General features: G+C 71.7%; 16 protein-coding genes. 4 read left to right on the top strand and 12 right to left on the bottom strand.

Features of this window, described 5'->3' with window-relative positions; translation table 11 throughout:
• Window positions 1-18: 18 nt before the first annotated feature.
• From ACQEV2_RS05510 to ACQEV2_RS05485, 6 genes are all read right to left on the bottom strand, one after another.
• The gene (locus tag ACQEV2_RS05510; protein WP_433037104.1) at window positions 19-744 is read right to left on the bottom strand and encodes a lysophospholipid acyltransferase family protein; all 726 of its coding nucleotides are present in this window, start codon (window positions 742-744) and stop codon (window positions 19-21) included.
• A gap of 321 nt (window positions 745-1,065) precedes the next feature.
• Window positions 1,066-2,304, bottom strand: coding sequence for a PP2C family protein-serine/threonine phosphatase (locus ACQEV2_RS05505; protein ID WP_433037102.1), 1,239 nt, complete (start codon window positions 2,302-2,304; stop codon window positions 1,066-1,068).
• Between the two features lie 88 nt (window positions 2,305-2,392).
• Window positions 2,393-4,852, bottom strand: coding sequence for a SpoIIE family protein phosphatase (locus ACQEV2_RS05500; RefSeq protein ID WP_433037100.1), 2,460 nt, complete (start codon window positions 4,850-4,852; stop codon window positions 2,393-2,395).
• Window positions 4,853-5,040: 188 nt separating this feature from the next.
• Window positions 5,041-6,258 (bottom strand): ornithine--oxo-acid transaminase, encoded by a 1,218-nt coding sequence (gene rocD, locus ACQEV2_RS05495; RefSeq protein WP_433037098.1) that lies wholly within the window; start codon window positions 6,256-6,258, stop codon window positions 5,041-5,043.
• A complete protein-coding gene (gene ddaH / locus ACQEV2_RS05490) occupies window positions 6,258-7,067 on the bottom strand; it encodes a dimethylargininase (RefSeq protein WP_433037096.1) in 810 nt (269 codons plus the stop codon). Before ddaH ends, rocD begins: the two co-directional genes overlap by 1 nt.
• A gap of 155 nt (window positions 7,068-7,222) precedes the next feature.
• Complete coding sequence (locus ACQEV2_RS05485) at window positions 7,223-7,708, bottom strand: Lrp/AsnC family transcriptional regulator (protein ID WP_433037094.1); 486 nt, start codon at window positions 7,706-7,708, stop codon at window positions 7,223-7,225.
• 78 nt (window positions 7,709-7,786) lie between these two features.
• Between ACQEV2_RS05485 and ACQEV2_RS05480 the strand changes: the two genes are divergently transcribed.
• From ACQEV2_RS05480 to ACQEV2_RS05465, 4 genes are read left to right on the top strand one after another with little or no spacing between them, the layout of a single operon-like run.
• The gene (locus tag ACQEV2_RS05480; RefSeq protein WP_398824251.1) at window positions 7,787-8,539 is read left to right on the top strand and encodes a LytR/AlgR family response regulator transcription factor; all 753 of its coding nucleotides are present in this window, start codon (window positions 7,787-7,789) and stop codon (window positions 8,537-8,539) included.
• A gap of 2 nt (window positions 8,540-8,541) precedes the next feature.
• Window positions 8,542-8,901, top strand: coding sequence for a hypothetical protein (locus tag ACQEV2_RS05475; RefSeq protein WP_433037092.1), 360 nt, complete (start codon window positions 8,542-8,544; stop codon window positions 8,899-8,901).
• Window positions 8,902-8,949: 48 nt separating this feature from the next.
• On the top strand, window positions 8,950-10,662 hold the full coding sequence (locus ACQEV2_RS05470; RefSeq protein ID WP_433037090.1) for a cation acetate symporter: 1,713 nt from the start codon (window positions 8,950-8,952) through the stop codon (window positions 10,660-10,662).
• Window positions 10,663-10,720: 58 nt separating this feature from the next.
• Window positions 10,721-11,926 carry a sensor histidine kinase gene (locus tag ACQEV2_RS05465; protein ID WP_433037088.1) on the top strand — a complete coding sequence of 402 codons (1,206 nt, stop codon included), beginning with the start codon at window positions 10,721-10,723 and terminating at the stop codon, window positions 11,924-11,926.
• A gap of 3 nt (window positions 11,927-11,929) precedes the next feature.
• Here ACQEV2_RS05465 and ACQEV2_RS05460 read toward each other — a convergent pair whose 3' ends face one another.
• From ACQEV2_RS05460 to ACQEV2_RS05435, 6 genes are all read right to left on the bottom strand, one after another.
• Window positions 11,930-12,106: a hypothetical protein gene (locus ACQEV2_RS05460; RefSeq protein ID WP_433037086.1), complete on the bottom strand. Its 177-nt coding sequence runs from the start codon at window positions 12,104-12,106 to the stop codon at window positions 11,930-11,932.
• A gap of 13 nt (window positions 12,107-12,119) precedes the next feature.
• Entirely contained in the window at window positions 12,120-14,051 is a 1,932-nt protein-coding gene (locus ACQEV2_RS05455; RefSeq protein WP_433037084.1) for a protein kinase domain-containing protein, read from the bottom strand.
• Window positions 13,988-15,505, bottom strand: a complete 1,518-nt coding sequence (locus ACQEV2_RS05450) for a DUF6777 domain-containing protein (protein ID WP_433037082.1) — start codon at window positions 15,503-15,505, stop codon at window positions 13,988-13,990. Before ACQEV2_RS05450 ends, ACQEV2_RS05455 begins: the two co-directional genes overlap by 64 nt.
• Window positions 15,506-15,572: 67 nt before the next feature.
• Window positions 15,573-16,523 carry a cytochrome c oxidase assembly protein gene (locus tag ACQEV2_RS05445; RefSeq protein ID WP_433037080.1) on the bottom strand — a complete coding sequence of 317 codons (951 nt, stop codon included), beginning with the start codon at window positions 16,521-16,523 and terminating at the stop codon, window positions 15,573-15,575.
• A 178-nt stretch (window positions 16,524-16,701) separates the two neighbouring features.
• Window positions 16,702-17,727, bottom strand: coding sequence for a 6-phosphofructokinase (locus tag ACQEV2_RS05440; RefSeq protein WP_433037078.1), 1,026 nt, complete (start codon window positions 17,725-17,727; stop codon window positions 16,702-16,704).
• Between the two features lie 189 nt (window positions 17,728-17,916).
• Window positions 17,917-18,645, bottom strand: coding sequence for a type 1 glutamine amidotransferase (locus ACQEV2_RS05435; RefSeq protein ID WP_433037076.1), 729 nt, complete (start codon window positions 18,643-18,645; stop codon window positions 17,917-17,919).
• Window positions 18,646-18,671: the final 26 nt, after the last annotated feature.

Raw genomic sequence — 18,671 nt, 5'->3', positions numbered from 1 at the left:
CGGCCGCCCTTCACTGCGTCAACTGATGGGCATGCGTGGGAACTTGCGCTCCTTCTCCACCTTGGCCGCGGCCTCCTCGGCCTTGGCGACGGCCGCGTACTGGTCGACGTACTCCTGCTCGGACAGTGACAGGATCGCGTACATGATCTCGTCGGTGATGGCGCGCAGGATGGCCTTCTCGTTCTCCATGCCGGCGTAGCGGGAGAAGTCGAGGGGCTCGCCGAAGCGGATCGTCACCGGGTGGATGTTCGGGATGATCTTGCCGGGCGGCTGTGCCTCGAACGTGCCGATCATCGCGCAGGGGATGACCGGGACCTGGGCCTTGAGCGCCATCACCGCGACGCCGACCTTGCCCTTGTAGAGGCGGCCGTCGTGCGAGCGGGTGCCCTCCGGGTAGATGCCGAGGAGTTCGCCCTTGCTCAGGACGCCGAGTCCCTCACGGATCGCGGCCTGGCCCGCCTCCTTTCCGGTGCGGTCGACCGGGATCTGCCCGGCGCTGCGGAAGAAGGCCGCGGTCAGGCGGCCCTTGAGGCCGGGGCCCGTGAAGTACTCCTTCTTCGCCAGGAAGGTGATGCGCCGCTTGAGCATCGCCGGCATCAGGAAGTGGTCCGAGAACGACAGGTGGTTGCCGGCGACGATGGCCGCGCCCGTGGTCGGTATGTGCTCGAGGCCTTCTATGCGAGGGCGGAAGAACAGTCTCAGGAGAGGTCCCAACAACACGTACTTCAGGAGGTAGTAGAACAAAGGGGCGCTCCTCACTCGGGCGATCAGCTCGGGCCGCCGTGTTCTGGCAGGTCAACCAGCGTGCCGTGGGGCTGCCAGTGTAGGCGCAGGGGTGACGGGCCGGAACCGGGGCGGGACGGACGGGTGCCGACCTATCACGATGTGCCTGACTGGATGTCAGGAACTCGGTGGGCGGCTTCGTTTGCGGGTGGGGAGGACCGCCGGACCAGCCTGGTGTCCGGGGTCGGTGTGCGGCAACCCGAGGGCGTGGTTTGGCGTGATCGCGGTTGCTGGGTGGCAGGTGGCCTGCCCTTGCGGGGAGCCGTCGCGTCTGCTCGTCCATCACAGCCGCACGATGATCAGCGCCGTGTCGTCGGTCGCGCCTCCCGGCGGCAGCAGCTCCAGCAGGACGGCGTCGGCGAGGGTCTCGGGGTCGGCTCCGCGATGGCGGACGAGGGCGTCCGCGAGCCGGGTCAGGCCGGTGTCGATGTCCTCCCGGCGGCGTTCGATCAGGCCGTCCGTGTACAGCACGAGTGTGGCGCCCTCGGTGTACGTGGTGACGGCCTGCGGTCTCGGGATCGGATCGGGGCGGGCGTCCAGCGGTGTGTCGGTGGCCCGGTCGAGGAACTCCACGCGGCCGTCGGCGTGCACCAGCACCGGCGGCGGATGGCCCGCGCTGCTGTAGGTGACGGTGCGGGCCTCGAAGTCGACGAACGTGGTGACCGCGGTGGCCGATTCGGCGCCGTCGACCACATGGGCGTACCGCCCCAGCACGTCGAGCGCCTGCGCCGGGCCGGCGGCGACCCGGGAGGTGGCGGTGAGCGCGCTGCGCAGCTGGCCCATGACGCCGGCCGCCGCGAGGCCGTGGCCGACCACGTCGCCCACGGACACGGCGATGCGGTTGCCGCCCACCAGGTCGACCAGGTCGTACCAGTCACCGCACACGTTCAGCGCGCCGACCGCGGGCCGGTAGCGCACCGCCGCCCGGTGGTTGCCCACCTGCCGCCGGGCGGGCAGCATCGCCTCCTGCAGCGCCAGGGCCACCTCGCGCTCACGGGCGTGGGCCTGCCGCAGCCGGTCGTTGACCTCCTGCAGCTCACGGGCGCGGGTGTACAGCTCGGCCTCCAGCACCCGCGCCCGGCTGTCACCGCCGCCGCCGCGCAGGCCGCGCAGATGGAGGAGTTCGGTGACCTCCTCCACCCGGTGCAGGACGAACTGCACCTTCCCGTCCGGGCCGCGGACGGGCGCGTTGATCGGGCTCCAGTAGCGCTCCTCCCAGTGGCCGGGACGCGACGGGTCCTCGACGTCGTAGCGCTGCAGCGCCATCGCGTCGCGCTCACCGTCGGCCACCACGCGCAGCATCGACGCCTGGACGTCGCGCATGCCGGCCGCCGCCGGGTCGTTGGGATTCTCGGGGAAGATGTCGAAGATGTACCGGCCCACCAGCTGTTCGCGGGTGCGCCCGGTCAGCCGCTGGAAGTCCTCGTTGGCGTCGGCGTAGACCAGCTCCGGGGTCAGCAGTGCCACCATTCCGGGCAGGGCCTGGAACACCGCCTCGTAGTCGATCGCCGTCTCTTTCATGGCTCCCGCCTCACCACCGGGACCTGTCCGGTGTCCCACGCCGTATGACGTATGTATCGGTGTACTGCATTCGCGCCGATCCGGCAGGTCAGGGCGACGGATCCGTCAGGGACTGCTCGGCCCAGATGATCTTCCCCTCGGGGACGAAGCGGGTGCCCCACTGCTGGGTGAACTGCGAGACCAGCAGCAGCCCGCGCCCGCCCTCGTCGGTGGTGCGCGGATGGCGCAGGTGGGGGGCGGTGGCGCCGCCGTCGTAGACCTCGCAGAACAGCGCGCGCTCCCTGATCAGGCGCAGTCGGATGGGGCCGGCCGCGTACCGGATGGCGTTGGTGACCAGCTCGCTGACGACCAGTTCCGTCGTGAACACCAGCTCCTCGAGCCCCCACTCCGCCAGCTGCCGGGCAGCCGTCTTGCGGGCGTCGGCGACGGCGGCCGGGTCGGCGGGCAGGTCCCAGTCGGCGACCTGTTCCGCGCCGAGGAGCCGGGTGCGGGCCATCAGCAGGGCCACGTCGTCGTGCGGGCGGTCCGGGACCAGGGCGTCCACGACGGTCCGGCAGCGCAGGTCGAGCGAGGCCGCGCGCTGCTCCAGGGCGCGCCGCAGCCGACCGCGGTCGGCGTCCACGGCCCAGTCGTCCCCGCCCGCCAGCAGCCCGTCGGTGTGCAGCGCCAGCGTGCTGCCCGCGGCCAGGGCCAGCTCAACCGACTCGAAGGGGGGACCGCCCACGCCGAGCGGCGGGCCCTGCGGGAGGTCGACGAAGGCGACGTGGCCGTCGGGCATGATGACGGCCGGCGCCGGATGGCCCGCGGCCGCCATGGTGCACGCCCCGTCGACCGGGTCGTAGACGACGTACACGCACCCGGACCCCACGCCCTGCGCGCTGTCGGACTCCTCCTCGCCGGGCTCCACACCCTCCTCGCGGGCCGACCGCGCGACCAGGTCGTCGAGATGGGCCAGCACCTCCTCGGGTGGCAGGTCCAGCGCGGCGAGCGTCCGTACGGCGGTCCGCAGCCGCCCCATCGCGGCCGCGGCGTCGATGCCGTGCCCGGGCACCTCGCCCACCACGAGGGCGACGCGGGCGCCCGACAGCGGGATGACGTCGTACCAGTCGCCGCCGAGGCCGGTCAGCTCGTCGGCCGGCCGGTAGCAGGCGGACACCTCCACCGCGTCCTGCTCCGGCAGCCGGTGCGGCAGCAGGCTGCGCTGCAGGACCAGCGCCGCGTCGCGCTCGCGGGTGTAGCGCCGGGCGTTGTCGACACAGACGGCGGCGCGTGAGACGAGGTCCTCGGCCAGGTTGAGGTCGTCTTCCTCGAAGGCCTCCTGGCGGTGGGTGCGGAAGAAGGTGGTGACGCCCAGGGTGACGCCCCGAGCGCGGATCGGCACGATCATCACGCTGTGCAGGCCCAGTTCGAGGAAGATGGCGGCTTGGCCGCCGCGCGCATGCTGGGCCCATGCCTCGCCGAGCGGATCGAGCTTCTCCTCACGCCAGGACTTGCCCGTCCTCAGGCAGCGGATCGGAGGCGACTGCGCCGGATAGGTGACCACCGCGCCGATGTCGACGACGGTCACCGGCACGCTTCCGTTGACCGACCCGTATCCCGCCCGGCGCAGCGGCACCGGATCCGTGTCGCTCAGCGGCCCCGCCACGGGCTCGCCGCCCCGCAGCACCGACTCGAGCAGGTCCACGGTGACGAGGTCGGCGAGTCCTGGTACGGCCACGTCCGCCAGCTCCTGGGCGGTGCGCGTGATGTCGAGCGTGCGGCCGATGCGCTCGCCGGCGCGGTCGAGCAGGGCCAGGCGCTGCCGGGCGCGGTGCCGGTCGGAGATGTCCTCCACCGTGTAGTACACGCCGGTGGGGTGGCCGTGGCCGTCGTCGAGCCGGGTGAACGACATCATGTGCGCGGTCTCGCGCAGCGGGGCGGAGCGTGCGTGGCCCACGTGCTCGTAACCGACGATCGGTTCGCCGGTCGCCAGGACGCGGCGCATCTGGGCCTCGATGGACTCGGCGTCCAGGCCGGGCTGGATGTCCGCGAGGCGCATACCGAGCCGGTGGGGCGGGGGCCCGCCGCCGAACTGGGCGAGGGCCGCGTTCGACCAGACGTAGCGCAGGTTCGTGTCGACGATGGCTATGCCGACGGGGGAGCGGGCGACCATCTGCTCCAGGGTGTGGCGACTCATGTCCCAGCCGTGTGCGTCACCGAGCTCCGACAGGAGCACGAGCCAGTGCGAGGGGCCCTGGCCGTCGTGCGTGGGCGTGATCCGCACCATGAGCCTGACGGGCGCTCCGTCCCGGTGCCGGGCCGTGAGCAGCCCTGCCCAGCCGCCCTCCGCACGGCACCGTTCGATCAGCTCCGGGACCCGACCGGCGTCCTCCGCGCTCAACAGCTCGGCGATGGGCCTGCCCACCGCCTCGGAGGCGACGTACGCCAGCAGCCGCTGCGCGTCCCTGGTCCACCCCGTCACCAGACCCCGCGCGTCGAGCAGCAGAGGCGCGGCGTCCGCCACGTCGAACCCCTGCCTGGCTACGCCCTGCTCCTCGTGTGTGCCCACGGCCGACCTCTCTGTCGCTGAGAGCGGTCTACCACCTCTTGTCCCCATCTTCACCCTTCCGGGCAACGCCGCCTCTCTGCGGGGGCCGGGTGGGCGGGTGGCGGGCATGCCCTCGGCCGGAACGCCGGCAGCCCGACCCCCATGGTCAGGGAGTCGGGCTGCCGGGCTGCTACGTGCGGCGGGGTGGGTCAGCCCAGGACCTTCTCCAGTGCCCCCAGCGCCCCCTGCAACTCGTCCACGGTGATCGTCAGCGGCGGAGCCAGGCGGATCGTGGAGCCGTGGGTGTCCTTGACCAGGACGCCCTCGCGCAGGAGCCGTTCGCCGATCTCGCGCCCCGTGCCGAACGCCGGGTCGATGTCGACGCCCGCCCACAGGCCCCGCGCGCGGAAACCGACGACGCCCTTGCCGACCAGGGCCGCCAGACCGCCCCGCAGGACCACTCCCAGCTCGGCGGCCCGGCGCTGGAACTCACCCGTCTCCAGGAGCTCGACCACCGCCGTGCCGACCGCGGCGGCCAGCGGATTGCCGCCGAACGTCGAGCCGTGCTCGCCCGGCCGCAGCACCCCGAGCACGTCCCGTCGGGCCACCACGGCCGACACCGGCACGATGCCGCCGCCCAGCGCCTTGCCGAGGAGAAGGACATCCGGGACGACGCCCTCATGCTCGACCGCGAGCGTACGGCCCGTACGGCCGAGGCCCGACTGGATCTCGTCGGCGATGAACAGGCAGCCCTCGCGGCGGGTCAGCTCACGCACCCCGGCCAGGTAGCCGTCGTCGGGGATGACCACGCCCGCCTCGCCCTGGACCGGCTCCAGCAGCACCGCCGCCGTCGTCTCGTCGACCGCCGCCTCCAGGGCCGCCAGGTCGTTGTACGGCACGATCCGGAAGCCCGGCGTGAAGGGGCCGAAGCCCTGCCGCGCCGTCTCGTCCGTGGAGAACGACACGATCGTCGTCGTACGGCCGTGGAAGTTCTCCGCGGCGACCACGATCGTCGCCCGGTCGGCCGGGACGCCCTTCACCTCGTACGCCCACTTGCGGGCCACCTTGATGCCGCTCTCCACCGCCTCGGCGCCCGTGTTCATCGGCAGCACCATGTCGAGGCCCGTCAGCTCCGCCAGCCGCTCGGCGAACTCGGCGAGGCGGTCGTTGTGGAACGCGCGGGAGGTCAGGGTCAGGCGGTCCAGCTGGCGGTGCGCCGCCTCGATCAGCGCCGGGTGGCGGTGGCCGAAGTTCAGCGCCGAGTAACCGGCCAGCATGTCCAGGTAGCGGCGGCCCTCCACGTCCTCCACCCAGGTGCCCTCGGCGCGGGCGACGACCACGGGCAGCGGGTGGTAGTTGTGCGCCAGGACCGGCTCCTCGGCGCGGATCAGGTCGGCGGACGAGCGGGTGGTGACGGGAGCGGTCATCAGCGGATCTCCTGGGTGCAGCACTTGATGCCGCCGCCGGCCTTGCGGAACTCCGACAGGTCGACGGGGACGGGGACATAGCCGCGGTCGGCGAGGGCGGCGGAGAGGGCCTCGGCCTGGGGCGCGATGAAGACGTTGCGGCCGTCGGACACGGAGTTGAGACCGAACGCCATCGCGTCCTCACGGGTGGCGAGCACCGCGTCCGGGTAGAGCCGCGCGAGGACCTCACGGCTGCCCGGCGAGAACGCCTCCGGGTAGTAGGCGATGTTGTCGTCGTCGAGGACGAACAGCGCCGTGTCCAGGTGGTAGAAGCGCGGGTCCACCAGCGTCAGACTGATCACCGGATGCCCGAAGAACTCCTGCACCTCGCGATGCGCCTCGCGGGTCGTACGGAATCCGGTGCCGGCCAGGACGTACCGGCCCGTCCAGACCAGGTCGCCCTCGCCCTCGCACACGGACTCGGGGCGGTACACGTCGTAGCCCGCCGCCTTGAACCAGGTGTCGTAGTGCGTGGACTCCGGGCGCCGCTCCGGCGCGTGGAAGAGGGAGCCGAAGACACGGCCGTCGACGACGACCGCCGAGTTCGCCGCGAAGACCATGTCCGGCAGGCCGGGGGCGGGTTCCACCGCGTCGACGGTGTGCCCGTGGGCCCGGTATGCGCTGATCAGCGCCTGCCACTGCGCCTGGGCCAGGTCGACGTCGACGGGGGCGTCGGGATGCATCCAGGGGTTGATCGCGTACTGCACGGCGAAGTGTCTGGGTTCGCAGACGAGATACCGCCGCCGGCGCGGCACACGGGTTTCGGTCACAGAGGGTTTCCTCCGCTTCCTGGGAGTGTCGACTGAGGGTTGACACCAAGGTAGAAAGCGCCGAATACGAGCGACAAGGAAGAAATATTGCGTGTCCGCGCAGGAATGCTGCGAGATTTTCCGGAGAGACGCAGCATTGATGCGCGCCGCGATGTTTACTCCGGTGCCGGCTGGCTCGCGCCTGCCTCCGGGCTCTCCGGGAGCAGATGGGACAGCACCATCACGCTGATCGTCTTGCGGATGAAGGGCTCGACGCGGATGCGCTCCAGCACCTCCTCGAAGTGGTCGACGTCCCGCGCCCGCACATGCAGCAGCGCGTCCGCGCCCCCGGTCACCGTCATCGCCGCGGTGATCTCCGGGTGGTTGCGGACCACCTCCGCGAGCCGCCGCGGCGGGGCCGCGCCCTCGCAGTACACCTCGACGTAGGCCTCCGTGCGCCAGCCCAGTGCCGACGGCTTGACCGTGGCCGTGAACCCGGTGATCACGCCCGTGTCCCGCAGCCGGTCCACGCGCCGCTTGACCGCCGTCGAGGACAGCCCGACGACCGCGCCGATCTCGGCGAAGCTCGTCCGGGCGTTCGCCATCAGCGCGGTGATGATCTTCCGGTCGAGTTCGTCGAACGGCGGGGGCGTGCTGTGCATGGCGGCACTGTATCCAGCGGGAACGTCCCCGCGTAGGCACGTGTGCAGGCGTACGAATTGCTCCTACACTCCGGGTTCATGCTGCGTGCCCTGGCTGTCGACGACGAACGCCCCTCGCTGGAGGAGCTCCTCTACCTCCTGAACGCCGATCCGCGCATCGGCACCGCGGAGGGCGCCGGCGACGCGACCGAGGCGCTGCGCCGGATCAACCGCGCTCTGGAGTCGGGGCCGGGCGGGCCCGAGGCGATCGACGTCGTCTTCCTCGACATCAACATGCCCGGCCTCGACGGCCTCGACCTGGCCCGGCTGCTCACCGGCTTCGCCAACCCGCCGCTCGTCGTGTTCGTCACCGCCCACGAGGACTTCGCCGTCCAGGCCTTCGACCTCAAGGCTGTCGACTACGTCCTCAAGCCCGTCCGCAAGGAACGCCTGGCGGAGGCCGTCCGCCGCGCCGCCGAGCTCCGGGACACCGCCGCCCCGCGCATACCCGTGAGCGAACCCGACCCGGACCACATACCCGTCGAGCTCGGCGGCGTGACCCGCTTCGTCGCCGTCGACGACATCACCCACGTCGAGGCCCAGGGCGACTACGCCCGCCTGCACACCGACAAGGGCAGCCACCTCGTCCGCATCCCCCTGTCCACTCTGGAGGAGCGCTGGCGCTCCCGCGGCTTCGTCCGCATCCACCGCCGCCATCTCGTCGCCCTGCGCCACATCGGCGAACTCCGCCTGGACGCGGGCACCGTCAGCGTCATGGTCGGCTCCGAGGAACTCCAGGTCAGCCGCCGGCACGCCCGCGAGCTGCGGGACCTGCTCATGAGGAGGCCGTGACGATGCCCCAGAACCCGACCGAACGCCGCGTCGTCGTCACCGGCCCGCCCCGGCGCACCCGCCGCGTCTCCGGCTACTACCGACCGCGCACCGAGATCGACGAGCAGACCACCCTCGGCCACACCTACGTCCGCTCCCTGATGCGCACCCAGCTCCGCACCGCCCTCGCCGTCTTCGCCGTCCTCGGCCTGCTCGTCGGCCCGCTGCCCCTGCTCTTCGCCGCGATGCCGGACGCCGGCCACCTCGAATGGGCGGTCCTCGGCTTCGGCCTCTACGCCCCGCTGGTCCTGCTGGCCCGCTGGTTCGTGCGCCGCGCCGAGCGCAACGAACGGGATTTCGTACGGCTCGTCGAAGACCGCTGAGCCCGAGGAACCGATGAAGACCGCTCAGCCCGAGGAAACGATGCGGCCGTGAACTCCAGTTACGCCGTCCCCGCCGTCGCCCTCGTCGTCCTGGCGACCATCCTCGTCGGCGCCTTCGGCCTGCGCATCTCCCGCACCACCTCCGACTTCTACGTCGCCTCCCGCACCGTCGGCCCCCGCCTCAACGCGGCCGCGATCAGCGGCGAGTACCTCTCCGCCGCTTCCTTCCTCGGCATCGCGGGCCTGGTTCTCGTCCAGGGCCCCGACATGCTCTGGTACCCGGTCGGCTACACCGCCGGCTACCTGGTCCTGCTGCTCTTCGTCGCGGCCCCGCTGCGCCGCTCCGGCGCCTACACCCTCCCCGACTTCGCCGAGGCCCGCCTCTCCTCGCAGGCCGTACGGCGGCTCGCGGGCGCCTTCGTCGTCGGCACCGGCTGGCTGTATCTGCTGCCCCAACTCCAGGGCGCCGGGCTGACGTTGACCGTGCTGACGGGCGCGCCCGACTCGCTCGGCGGGCTGATCGTCGCGGTCGTCGTGGTCGCCATCGTCGCCGCCGGCGGCATGCGCAGCATCACCTTCGTGCAGGCCTTCCAGTACTGGCTCAAACTCACCGCCCTGCTGGTCCCCGCGCTCTTCCTGGTCCTCGCCTGGCAGGGCGACGGCTCCCCCCGCCACGCCTTCGACGAGCCGGCGACCTTCCGCGAGCACAGCGTCGTCCGCGTCGACGACACCCTCGACGTGAAGCTCGACCGCCCGCTGACCGTCACCGTTAACGGCACGATCGACGGCCGCACCCACGACGAGAAGCAGCTCCGGCTCCCCGCCGGCACCCACCGCATCGAGAGCGGCACCCGCCTCACCTTCGCGCAGGGCGCCGAGGTTCCCGAGCCCGACCACCGGGCGGGCGGCGGCCTGTCGCCCTCGCAGGCGGAGAACCGCGGCGAACGCCCGCTGTACGCCACGTACGGACTGATCCTCGCCACCTTCCTCGGCACCATGGGCCTGCCGCACGTCGTCGTCCGCTTCTACACCAGCCCGCACGGCGTCGCCGCCCGCCGCACCACCGTCGCCGTGCTCGGCCTGATCGGCGCCTTCTACCTCCTGCCGCCGGTCTACGGCGCCCTCGGCCGCCTCTACGCCCCCGAACTCACCCTCACCGGCGACGCGGACGCGGCCATCCTCCTCCTGCCCGACCGCATGATCGGCGGGCTGGGCGGCGACCTGCTGGGCGCGCTGGTCGCGGGCGGCGCCTTCGCCGCGTTCCTGTCCACCGCGTCCGGCCTGACCATGGCCGTCGCGGGCGTGCTCACCCAGGACGTCCTCCCGTCCCGGGGCGTACGGCACTTCCGGCTCGGCACCGTCCTCGCCATGGCCGTCCCGCTCGCCGCGAGCGTCCTGGTCGGCGGGCTGCCGGTGGCCGACGCGGTGGGCCTCGCCTTCGCCGTGTCGGCGTCGTCCTTCTGCCCACTGCTCGTCCTCGGCATCTGGTGGCGGCGGCTGACCCCACCCGGCGCGGCGGCCGGGATGCTGGTGGGCGGCGGCTCGGCGCTGCTCGCCGTCGCGGCGACCATGGCCGGTTTCCCGGGCTCCGGGGCACTGCACGCGCTGCTCGCCTGGCCCGCCCTCTGGTCGGTGCCGCTGGGCTTCCTCACGATGATGCTGGTGTCCCTGGCCACCCCGGGCCGGGTCCCGCCCGGAACGGCCGCGATCCTGGCGCGGTTCCATCTGCCGGAGGAGCTGCGGGCGGAGGTGAAGGCATGAGGCATCTCATCGTCGGCATGAGGCATCTCATCGCCGGACGGCATGAGGCGGTGAGGGTATGAGCGGATTCATCGCCGGCCTGTGCGTGGCGATCCTCCCGCTGCTCGCCGCCGGGTTCTGGCTCGGTCGGCGCACGGCTCGCCCCGAGAACCGCGGCGGCCTCGGCACGCCGGTCGAGCACGCCACCTTCGAGACCCTGCACACCGCGTCCCTCGCCGCACCCCCGCTGCGCGCCGGCCTGACCGAGGAGACAGCCCGCAAGTCGGCCCGCAGACTGCGCTCACTCCTCGGCACCGACGCGCTGGGCCTGACCGATCAGAAACAGGTCCTCGTCTGGGACGGCGTCGGCGGCCATCACCGTACGGAGATCATGGAACTGCTCGCCGGACCGCTGGAGTCGGGCCGCGGCGAGGCCTTCCCGCTCACCTGCGACACCCCCGACTGCCCGGTGCGCTGGGCGGTCGTCGCCCCGCTCACCGTCGACGACCGGGTCCACGGCGCGCTCGTCGCCTGCGCGCCCCGCGAGTCGGCGGTGCTGGTGCGGGCGGCGGGCGAGGTGGCCCGTTGGGTGTCCGTGCAGCTGGAGCTGGCCGACCTCGACCAGTCCCGCACCCGTCTGATCGAGGCCGAGATCAAGGCACTGCGGGCCCAGATCTCGCCGCACTTCATCTTCAACTCGCTCGCGGTCATCGCCAGCTTCGTCCGCACGGACCCCGAGCGCGCCCGCGAACTGCTCCTGGAGTTCGCCGACTTCACCCGCTACTCCTTCCGCAGGCACGGCGACTTCACCACCCTTGCCGACGAACTCCACGCCATCGACCACTACTTGGCGCTCGTGCGGGCACGCTTCGGCGACCGCCTCTCCGTCACCCTCCAGATCGCCCCGGAGGTGCTGCCGGTCGCCCTGCCCTTCCTGTGCCTGCAGCCGCTCGTCGAGAACGCCGTCAAGCACGGTCTGGAGGGCAAGGCCGACAAATGCCACATCCAGATCACCGCCCAGGACACCGGCGCCGAGGCCCTCGTCGTCATCGAGGACGACGGCGCCGGAATGGACCCCGTCCTGCTGCGCCGCATCCTCGCCGGTGAGGTCAGCCCGTCGGGCGGTATCGGGCTGTCGAACGTCGACGACCGGCTCCGGCAGGTATACGGCGACGACTACGGCCTCGTGATCGAGACCGCCGTAGGGGCAGGCATGAAGATCACCGCCCGGCTGCCGAAGTACCAGCCGGGGGTGCATTCCGCGGGGCGGCTCACCCGGGGGTGAGGCTCAGCTGCGGCTGACGACCATCCCCAGCGTGATCAGCCCCAGCACCACCCACCCGAACCACAGCCAGCCATTGCTCCCGAGCGCCACCGTGTAGGCCGTCACCACGACGAGCCCGCCGACGGTGACCACCCCCATCGCCTTCGTAGAACCGTCCGTAGAACCGCTAGAACCGGGCATCGCAACACCCTCCTCATGGTTCGTCCCCCTCCATGGTGCCCCCGTTCTGCTTCCGTACGGTGCACACGACAAAATGAGTGCCGTTCTTCCAGGACCCCTCGCTCGTCCAGGAACCGGCCGTATAGACGGAAGGGTCGAAGCCGTAGTCACGCGGCGGCACGCTCCGGGCACACGCCGTGTCCGACTCGGTGCGCGCCTCGGCCGGCGTGACATCGGCGCCCAGCCGGGTGAACCCGAGCACCTGCTCGTCATGCGGGTCGGCGCAGGGCACCAGGCGGGCGTCCCTGGGGGAGCGGACGTCCAGACAGTCCCGTCGCTGCATGGTCGCCGTGTCGGCGAAGGCCACCCCCATCTCGCGGTGCTCGCCCAGCGGGCCGTACACCGGCCCGTGCGCGCCCAGCACCAGACAGGCGGTGCGCCGCCCGGCCGCGTCGAACCCCGCCTCGGTCGGTACGACGGCGAAGCCGCGGACGTCCGCGAGCCTCCCGCGGATCTCCTCGGTCCGCTCCTCGCACGCCGCCGGCCCCTCCTCGCGCGCCTCGGCGGCGGACGCGGCGGCGACGAAGGCCATGACCTGCCCGTCGGGCGCCTTCTCGCCGCAGCTCGGATCGAGACTCAGCCGGGGCGTGCCCCGGAACGGGGCGCCGGGCCAGTCGGCGAGCACGCAGTCACCGTCCTTCAGCGGTGTGCCGAGACCGACGCTGTCGCCGTACGGCCGCTCCGTCCCCTGGGTGGCCGGCTGCTCGGCCATGGCGTACCAGACGCCGGCCCCCGCGAGCGCCAGCCCGAGGAGGCCGGCGAGGACCGCGTGGAGGATGCGGGGGCGGGTATGGGGCTGCCTGCCGGGAACGAGGCCGAAGGCCTGCGGCCCGCCGGGCTGCCCCGGCGGGGAGTATCCGGAATGCGAACCGAAGCCCTGTGCGGCGCCGCCGGGCCGAGCGGCTGCGTCTGACAGCCGTTGCGCGGCGGGGGGCAGGGAGCCGAACCCCGCCGCGTCGGACGCGGGTCCCGGGGGCGGCGCCCCGCCCCAGTGCGGCTGCGAACCGAGGTCGGTCTGGGTCCGGGCATACGCGTCGACCTCCGGCGTGACGATCCGCGACAGCGCCGCCTCCGCCTGAGCCGCGGACATCCGCCGTGCCGGGTCCTTCTCCAGCAACGCCGGCAGGACGGGCCCCAGCGCACCGGCCCGCGCGGCCGGGTGGGGCTCCTCCATGACCACCGCGGTGAGCTCCGCCAGATGCGACTCGCGGTCGAAGGGACCCCGGCCCTCGATGCCGTAGTACAGGGTGCAGCCCAGCGAGAACAGATCGGTGGCGGGCGTGGGCGCCCCGCCCGTGACGCGCTCCGGCGCCAGATAGCCGGACGTGCCCACGAGCACCGACGCCAGCGTGTACCGCGTCTCCCCGGCGTCCGGCTGCACCGAGATGCCGTAGTCGGTGAGCAGCACCCGGCCGTACGGCGCCCCGGTGCGGTCCGGCGCCAGCAGGATGTTCGCCGGTTTCACGTCCCGGTGCATGATGCCCCGCTCGTGGCCGGCGGTGAGCGCGTCGAGCACGGCGAGCCCGATGCGGGCGCACTCCGCGGGCGCCAGCGGGCCGCGCCGATCGACCAGGTCACGGAGGTTGACGGCGCCCGCCACGTACTCCATGACGATCCACGGCAGGCCCTCGTGTTCCAGCACGTCGTGCACGGTCACCACATGCGGATGCCCGCGCAGCCCCGCCGCGTGCCGGGCCTCGGCGCGGGCGCGGGCCACCCGGGCCTCACGCTCGTCGGCCTCGGCCGGGTCCCGGAACACGATCTCCTTCAGCGCGACCTCGCAGGCGAGTCTCTGGTCGTGGGCGAGCCAGACATGGCCCATGCCGCCGCTGCCGAGCCGGTTCAGCAGCAGATAACGGCCGGCGATGATCCGGCCCACTCCCGACGTCGGTGATCCTGAAGGCATCCGGTGACTCCCGGGTTCTGCGGGGGCGATGCGTGGCTGCTAGGTGGTCGTGCTCGCGGTGGGCACGTCGGTGGAGGGCGCGCCGGTCGCCGGGGCGTCGTGGCGGGCGGGCTCGTCCTGGGCGGCGGGGCGCTGCTGGTGGCGGGAGCGCTGGTCGGCGGCGGGCTCGTGGTCTGCGGGGGTGCGCTGGTCGTGGGCGGGGGAGGCGAACCGGTCGTGGGCGGGGGCGGCGAGCTGGTCGTGGGGTCCTTGGTCGACGGGGGCGGCGTGGAGCTCGGCGGCGGGGCGGAGGAGGGCGGCGCCGACGAGGACGGGGGGCTGCTCGTGGGCCCGGGGGTGGCAGGCCCGGAACTGCCGGGTGCGGAGCTGCCGGGACCGGACGACGAGGTCGGCGGAGTCGAGGACGTGCCGGAGGCCGGGGGAGTGGACCCCACACCGGAGGACCCACTGGAGGACCCCTTGGAGGAGCCACCGGAAGACCCCTCGGACGCCGTCTCCCCGGCCACGCTCACCGTCACGTACTCCCCGAACCGCAGCTTGCTCCCGGCCGGCGGATCCGACGCCGTGACCCGGGCGTCGTCCGGCGGCAGCCCTCCGCCCTCGAAGACGACGGCCAGCCCCGTGTCGGCCAGCTTCCGGCTCGCCTGCCCGAACGTCGTCCCGGCGAGGTGGGGCACCGCACGCCGCTCACGCGTGTCGAACGCGGTGTCGTCCTCACCCGTGGTGCCGACGGGACGGTCGATGCCCCGGTCGGGTTCCTCGACGTCGACGAGAGCGAGCCGCTGCACCGTCCGCGTGGCGGGGCGCACGGCCACCACGGACGACTTCTCGTAGCCCTTCCACTCCTCGTTGCGGTCGTCGAACTCGACCTTTATCCGATTCGTGTCACCCTCGAAGGGTCGTAGTGGATTTCCGCACGAGCACTTCACTGCGGGAAGGCCTTCCGCATCGACGAGAATCGCGATTCCCGACTGAAGCAGTGCGTTGAAGGGGACGGCCTTTTCCTTCTTGTAGTCGTGATTCTTCACGAGCGTGTCGTGGCGCAGGAGAACGGGCGTGAGGCGATCGAGATATTCCGGAATCTCGGCCGTGGTGATCGAGAGCGCGGCTGCCCACGCCTGTGCCTTCCGCTCATGGGCGGGATCGGTGAGGAAATTCTCGAGCCGTACGACGTCACAGATCGTCGGCTGCCTCGAACCCCCGTACAGACCGGGAGTATCGCCCTGCTGCAGACCCCCGTGCGCCGTCTGCGCCCGGACCTGCTGGTCCCGCCCCAGCCCTTGGTCCTCGTCGAAGAAGGGCGCGAGCGACGGAACTCCCGCGGCCACGGCTTTCACCACGAACAACGGAACGTCCCGATCGCATCCGCTGAGCGCCAGAACGAGGACCAACAGGACGGCGATCCTCCGAATCGCCCCATTCCCGGACCTGTGTACGAAAACGCGAAGCGTCATTACCGCTCCCCCCGGCGGTTCCCCCGACGCGCTTCATGCTACTGAAAGGCGAAGCCTTTCGGTTTCCTCAGTTTCCGCGTGCGTTCAATGAGGCCAAATAGGCGTTGTACGCCTCGAGTTCCTTGTCGCCGTCCCGGTCGGCGGCCCGGTCCGTTCGCCGGGCCTGCCGCTGCTCCGAGCGGTACCACTGGAACAGCAGCGCGATCAGCACCAGCACGGACGGAATCTCACTGAACGCCCAGGCGATACCGCCGGCCGCGTTCTGGTCGGCGAGGGCCTCGATACCGAGCGAGGCGGGCGGGTTCTTGAACGTCTCGACCATCGGCGCCGACGCCATCATCAACGCGATACCGAAGAACGCGTGGAACGGCATCCCCGCGAACAGCTCCAGCATCCGCATCAGATACCCCGGCCGGTGCGGACCGGGATCCACGCCGATGATCGGCCAGAAGAACACCACACCCACGGCGAGGAAGTGCACCATCATCGCGATGTGCCCGGTCTTGGAGCCCATCAGGAAGTCGAAGAGCGGTGTGAAGTACAGCGCGTACAGACTGGCGATGAACAGCGGAATGGTGAACGCCGGATGCGTGATGATCCGCATGTACCGGCTGTGCAGCAGGGCCAGCAGCCACTCCCGCGGCCCCTTGCGCCCACGTCCCGCCGGCGGCAGCGCCCGCAGCGCCAGCGTGACGGGTGCGCCGAGCAGGATGAAGATCGGCGACAGCATGCTGATCACCATGTGCTGCACCATGTGCACACTGAACATGACCATGCCGTAGTCGTTCAGCCCGGTGCACATGACGAGCATCACGGACAGCACCCCGACGACGTACGAGACGGTCCGCCCCACGGGCCACGAGTCCCCACGCCGCCGCAGCCGCACGACGCCCCACGCGTACAGCGCGAGCCCCACCAGACAGGCGACGAGAAAGAACGGGTCCGCCGACCACGCGAGCCCTCTTCCCAGCGTGAACGGCGGCAAATCCGTGATCATGCCGTGCCCGCTGTGATCCATTCGCCGGCTCCTGATTCGTGGGGGGTTGTGCGATGTGTCCGCCCCAAGAGTAGAACTGCCCCCGGTCGAGCTTTCGACCGGGGGCAATTGCAGCGCGCCCCAAAGGGGCGCGGGGAACTGCGCGACAAGCCACGGTCCACCCGCAGACTGCGAACAACCCGCAGTCCTACGGCGAGTGTCAGAGCACGCACTCCGCCTCGTCGTACCGCTCCTCCGGAACGGTCTTCAGCGTCTCCACGGCCTCCGCCAGCGACACCATCACGATGTCCGTCCCCCGAAGCGCCGTCATCTTCCCGAACTCACCCCGGTGCACGGCCTCCACCGCATGCCACCCGAACCGCGTGGCCAGCACCCGGTCGTACGCGGTAGGCGTACCACCCCGCTGCACATGCCCCAGAATCACCGGCCGCGCCTCCTTGCCGAGCCGCTCCTCCAGCTCGATCGACAGCTGACGGGCGATCCCGGCGAACCGCTCATGCCCGTAGATGTCCTTGCCGCCCTCGTCGAACTCCATGGAGCCGGGCCGCGGCTTGGCACCCTCCGCCGCCACGACGATCGCGAAGCGCTTACCCGCCTCGAACCGCTCGCCGACCCGCTTGGCCAACTCCTCGATGTCGAAGGGGCGTTCCGGTACGACGATGGCGTGCGCGCCGGCCGCCATGCCGGAGTGCAGCGCGATCCAGCCGGTGTGCCGCCCCATGACCTCGACCACGAGGACCCGCTGGTGGGACTCGGCAGTGGTCTTGAGCCGGTCGAGGGCCTCGGTCGCCACACCCACGGCCGTGTCGAAACCGAAGGTGACGTCCGTCACGGCGATGTCGTTGTCGATGGTCTTCGGCACACCCACGACGGGCAGGCCGCTGTCCGACATCAGCCGGGCCGCCTTCAGCGTGCCCTCGCCGCCGATCGGGATGATCGCGTCGAGGCCGAGCTCCTCGAGGTGGCCCTTGGCCCGCTCCACGCCGTCCCGCAGATGGGAGGGCTGGACCCGGGAGGAGCCGAGGATCGTGCCGCCGCGAGCCAGGATGCCGCTGACCGCGTCGAGGTCGAGCTTGAGGTAGTCGCACTCCAGGAGGCCCTTCCAGCCGTCCCGGAAGCCGATGACCTCGTCGCCGTGGTCGACGACGGCGCGGTGCACGACGGACCGGATGACGGCGTTCAGGCCGGGGCAGTCGCCGCCGGACGTGAGGACACCAATGCGCATAGCCCGAAAAACCTTCTCAACGTGGGCCGGGACCGGACCACGTTGTCCGGCTCGAATCCCCGCCACCCTAGCGGCATCAGGGGGCGGGGCCGAAGCGTGCGTCCGCCTGCTGGACGACCCCGCTCACCTGTGCGGACAGGCCGTCAGACGGGCTGGTCACAGCAGGCCGGCAGCCGGCCGCACGAGCCGTCAGGCAGGCTGCTGAGCAGCTGCGATGCGCTCGTTGCGCAGAGCCTCGTACCAGCGGTCGTCGGTCGGCGGCAGTGCGTTCACGTCGAGCGCCAGCTTCAGCAGCAGGTCCGCGATCTGCGGGTTCCGCGCCAGCACCGGGCCGTGCATGTACGTACCGAAGACGGTGTCGTTGTACGCCCCCTCCGTGCCGTCGCCCGTGCCGTTGCCGTTGCCGAAGCGGACCTGGGCGAAGGGGCGGGCGGTGGGGCCGAGGTGGGTGACGCCCTGGTGGTTCTCGAAGCCGGTCAGCGGGGGCAGGCCGAGCCGCGGGTCGATGTCGGCGAGCACGTCACCGACGCACCGGGCACCCTCACCCCGCACGGACACCACGTCGATCAGCCCGAGGCCGGGCTCGCGCTGACCGAGGTCGTTGATGAACTCGTGGCCGAGGATCTGATAGCCGGCGCACACCGAGAACACGATCGCGCCGTTCTCGACGGCCCGGTGCAGACCGCCGTCCCGGCGCAGCCGCTCGGCCGCCAGCCGCTGCGGACGGTCCTCACCGCCGCCGATCAGGTAGATGTCGCCGGAGGTCGGGATCGGCTGGTCGCTGCGCACGTCGAGGCGGGCCACGTCCAGGCCGCGCTGCCGGGCCCGGCGCTCGACGACGAGGACGTTGCCCTGGTCGCCGTAGGTGCTGAGCAGGTCCGGGTAGACCCAGACGACCCGCAGACTGTTGTCGCTCATGAAGTCACTGTCCTTGTGAGTACGTC

This window comes from Streptomyces sp. CA-251387, from assembly GCF_050936625.1.
Classification (GTDB): domain Bacteria; phylum Actinomycetota; class Actinomycetes; order Streptomycetales; family Streptomycetaceae; genus Streptomyces.
The sequence above is the reverse complement of the archived record's forward strand: the minus strand, read 5'-3'. Positions and strand labels throughout refer to the sequence as shown.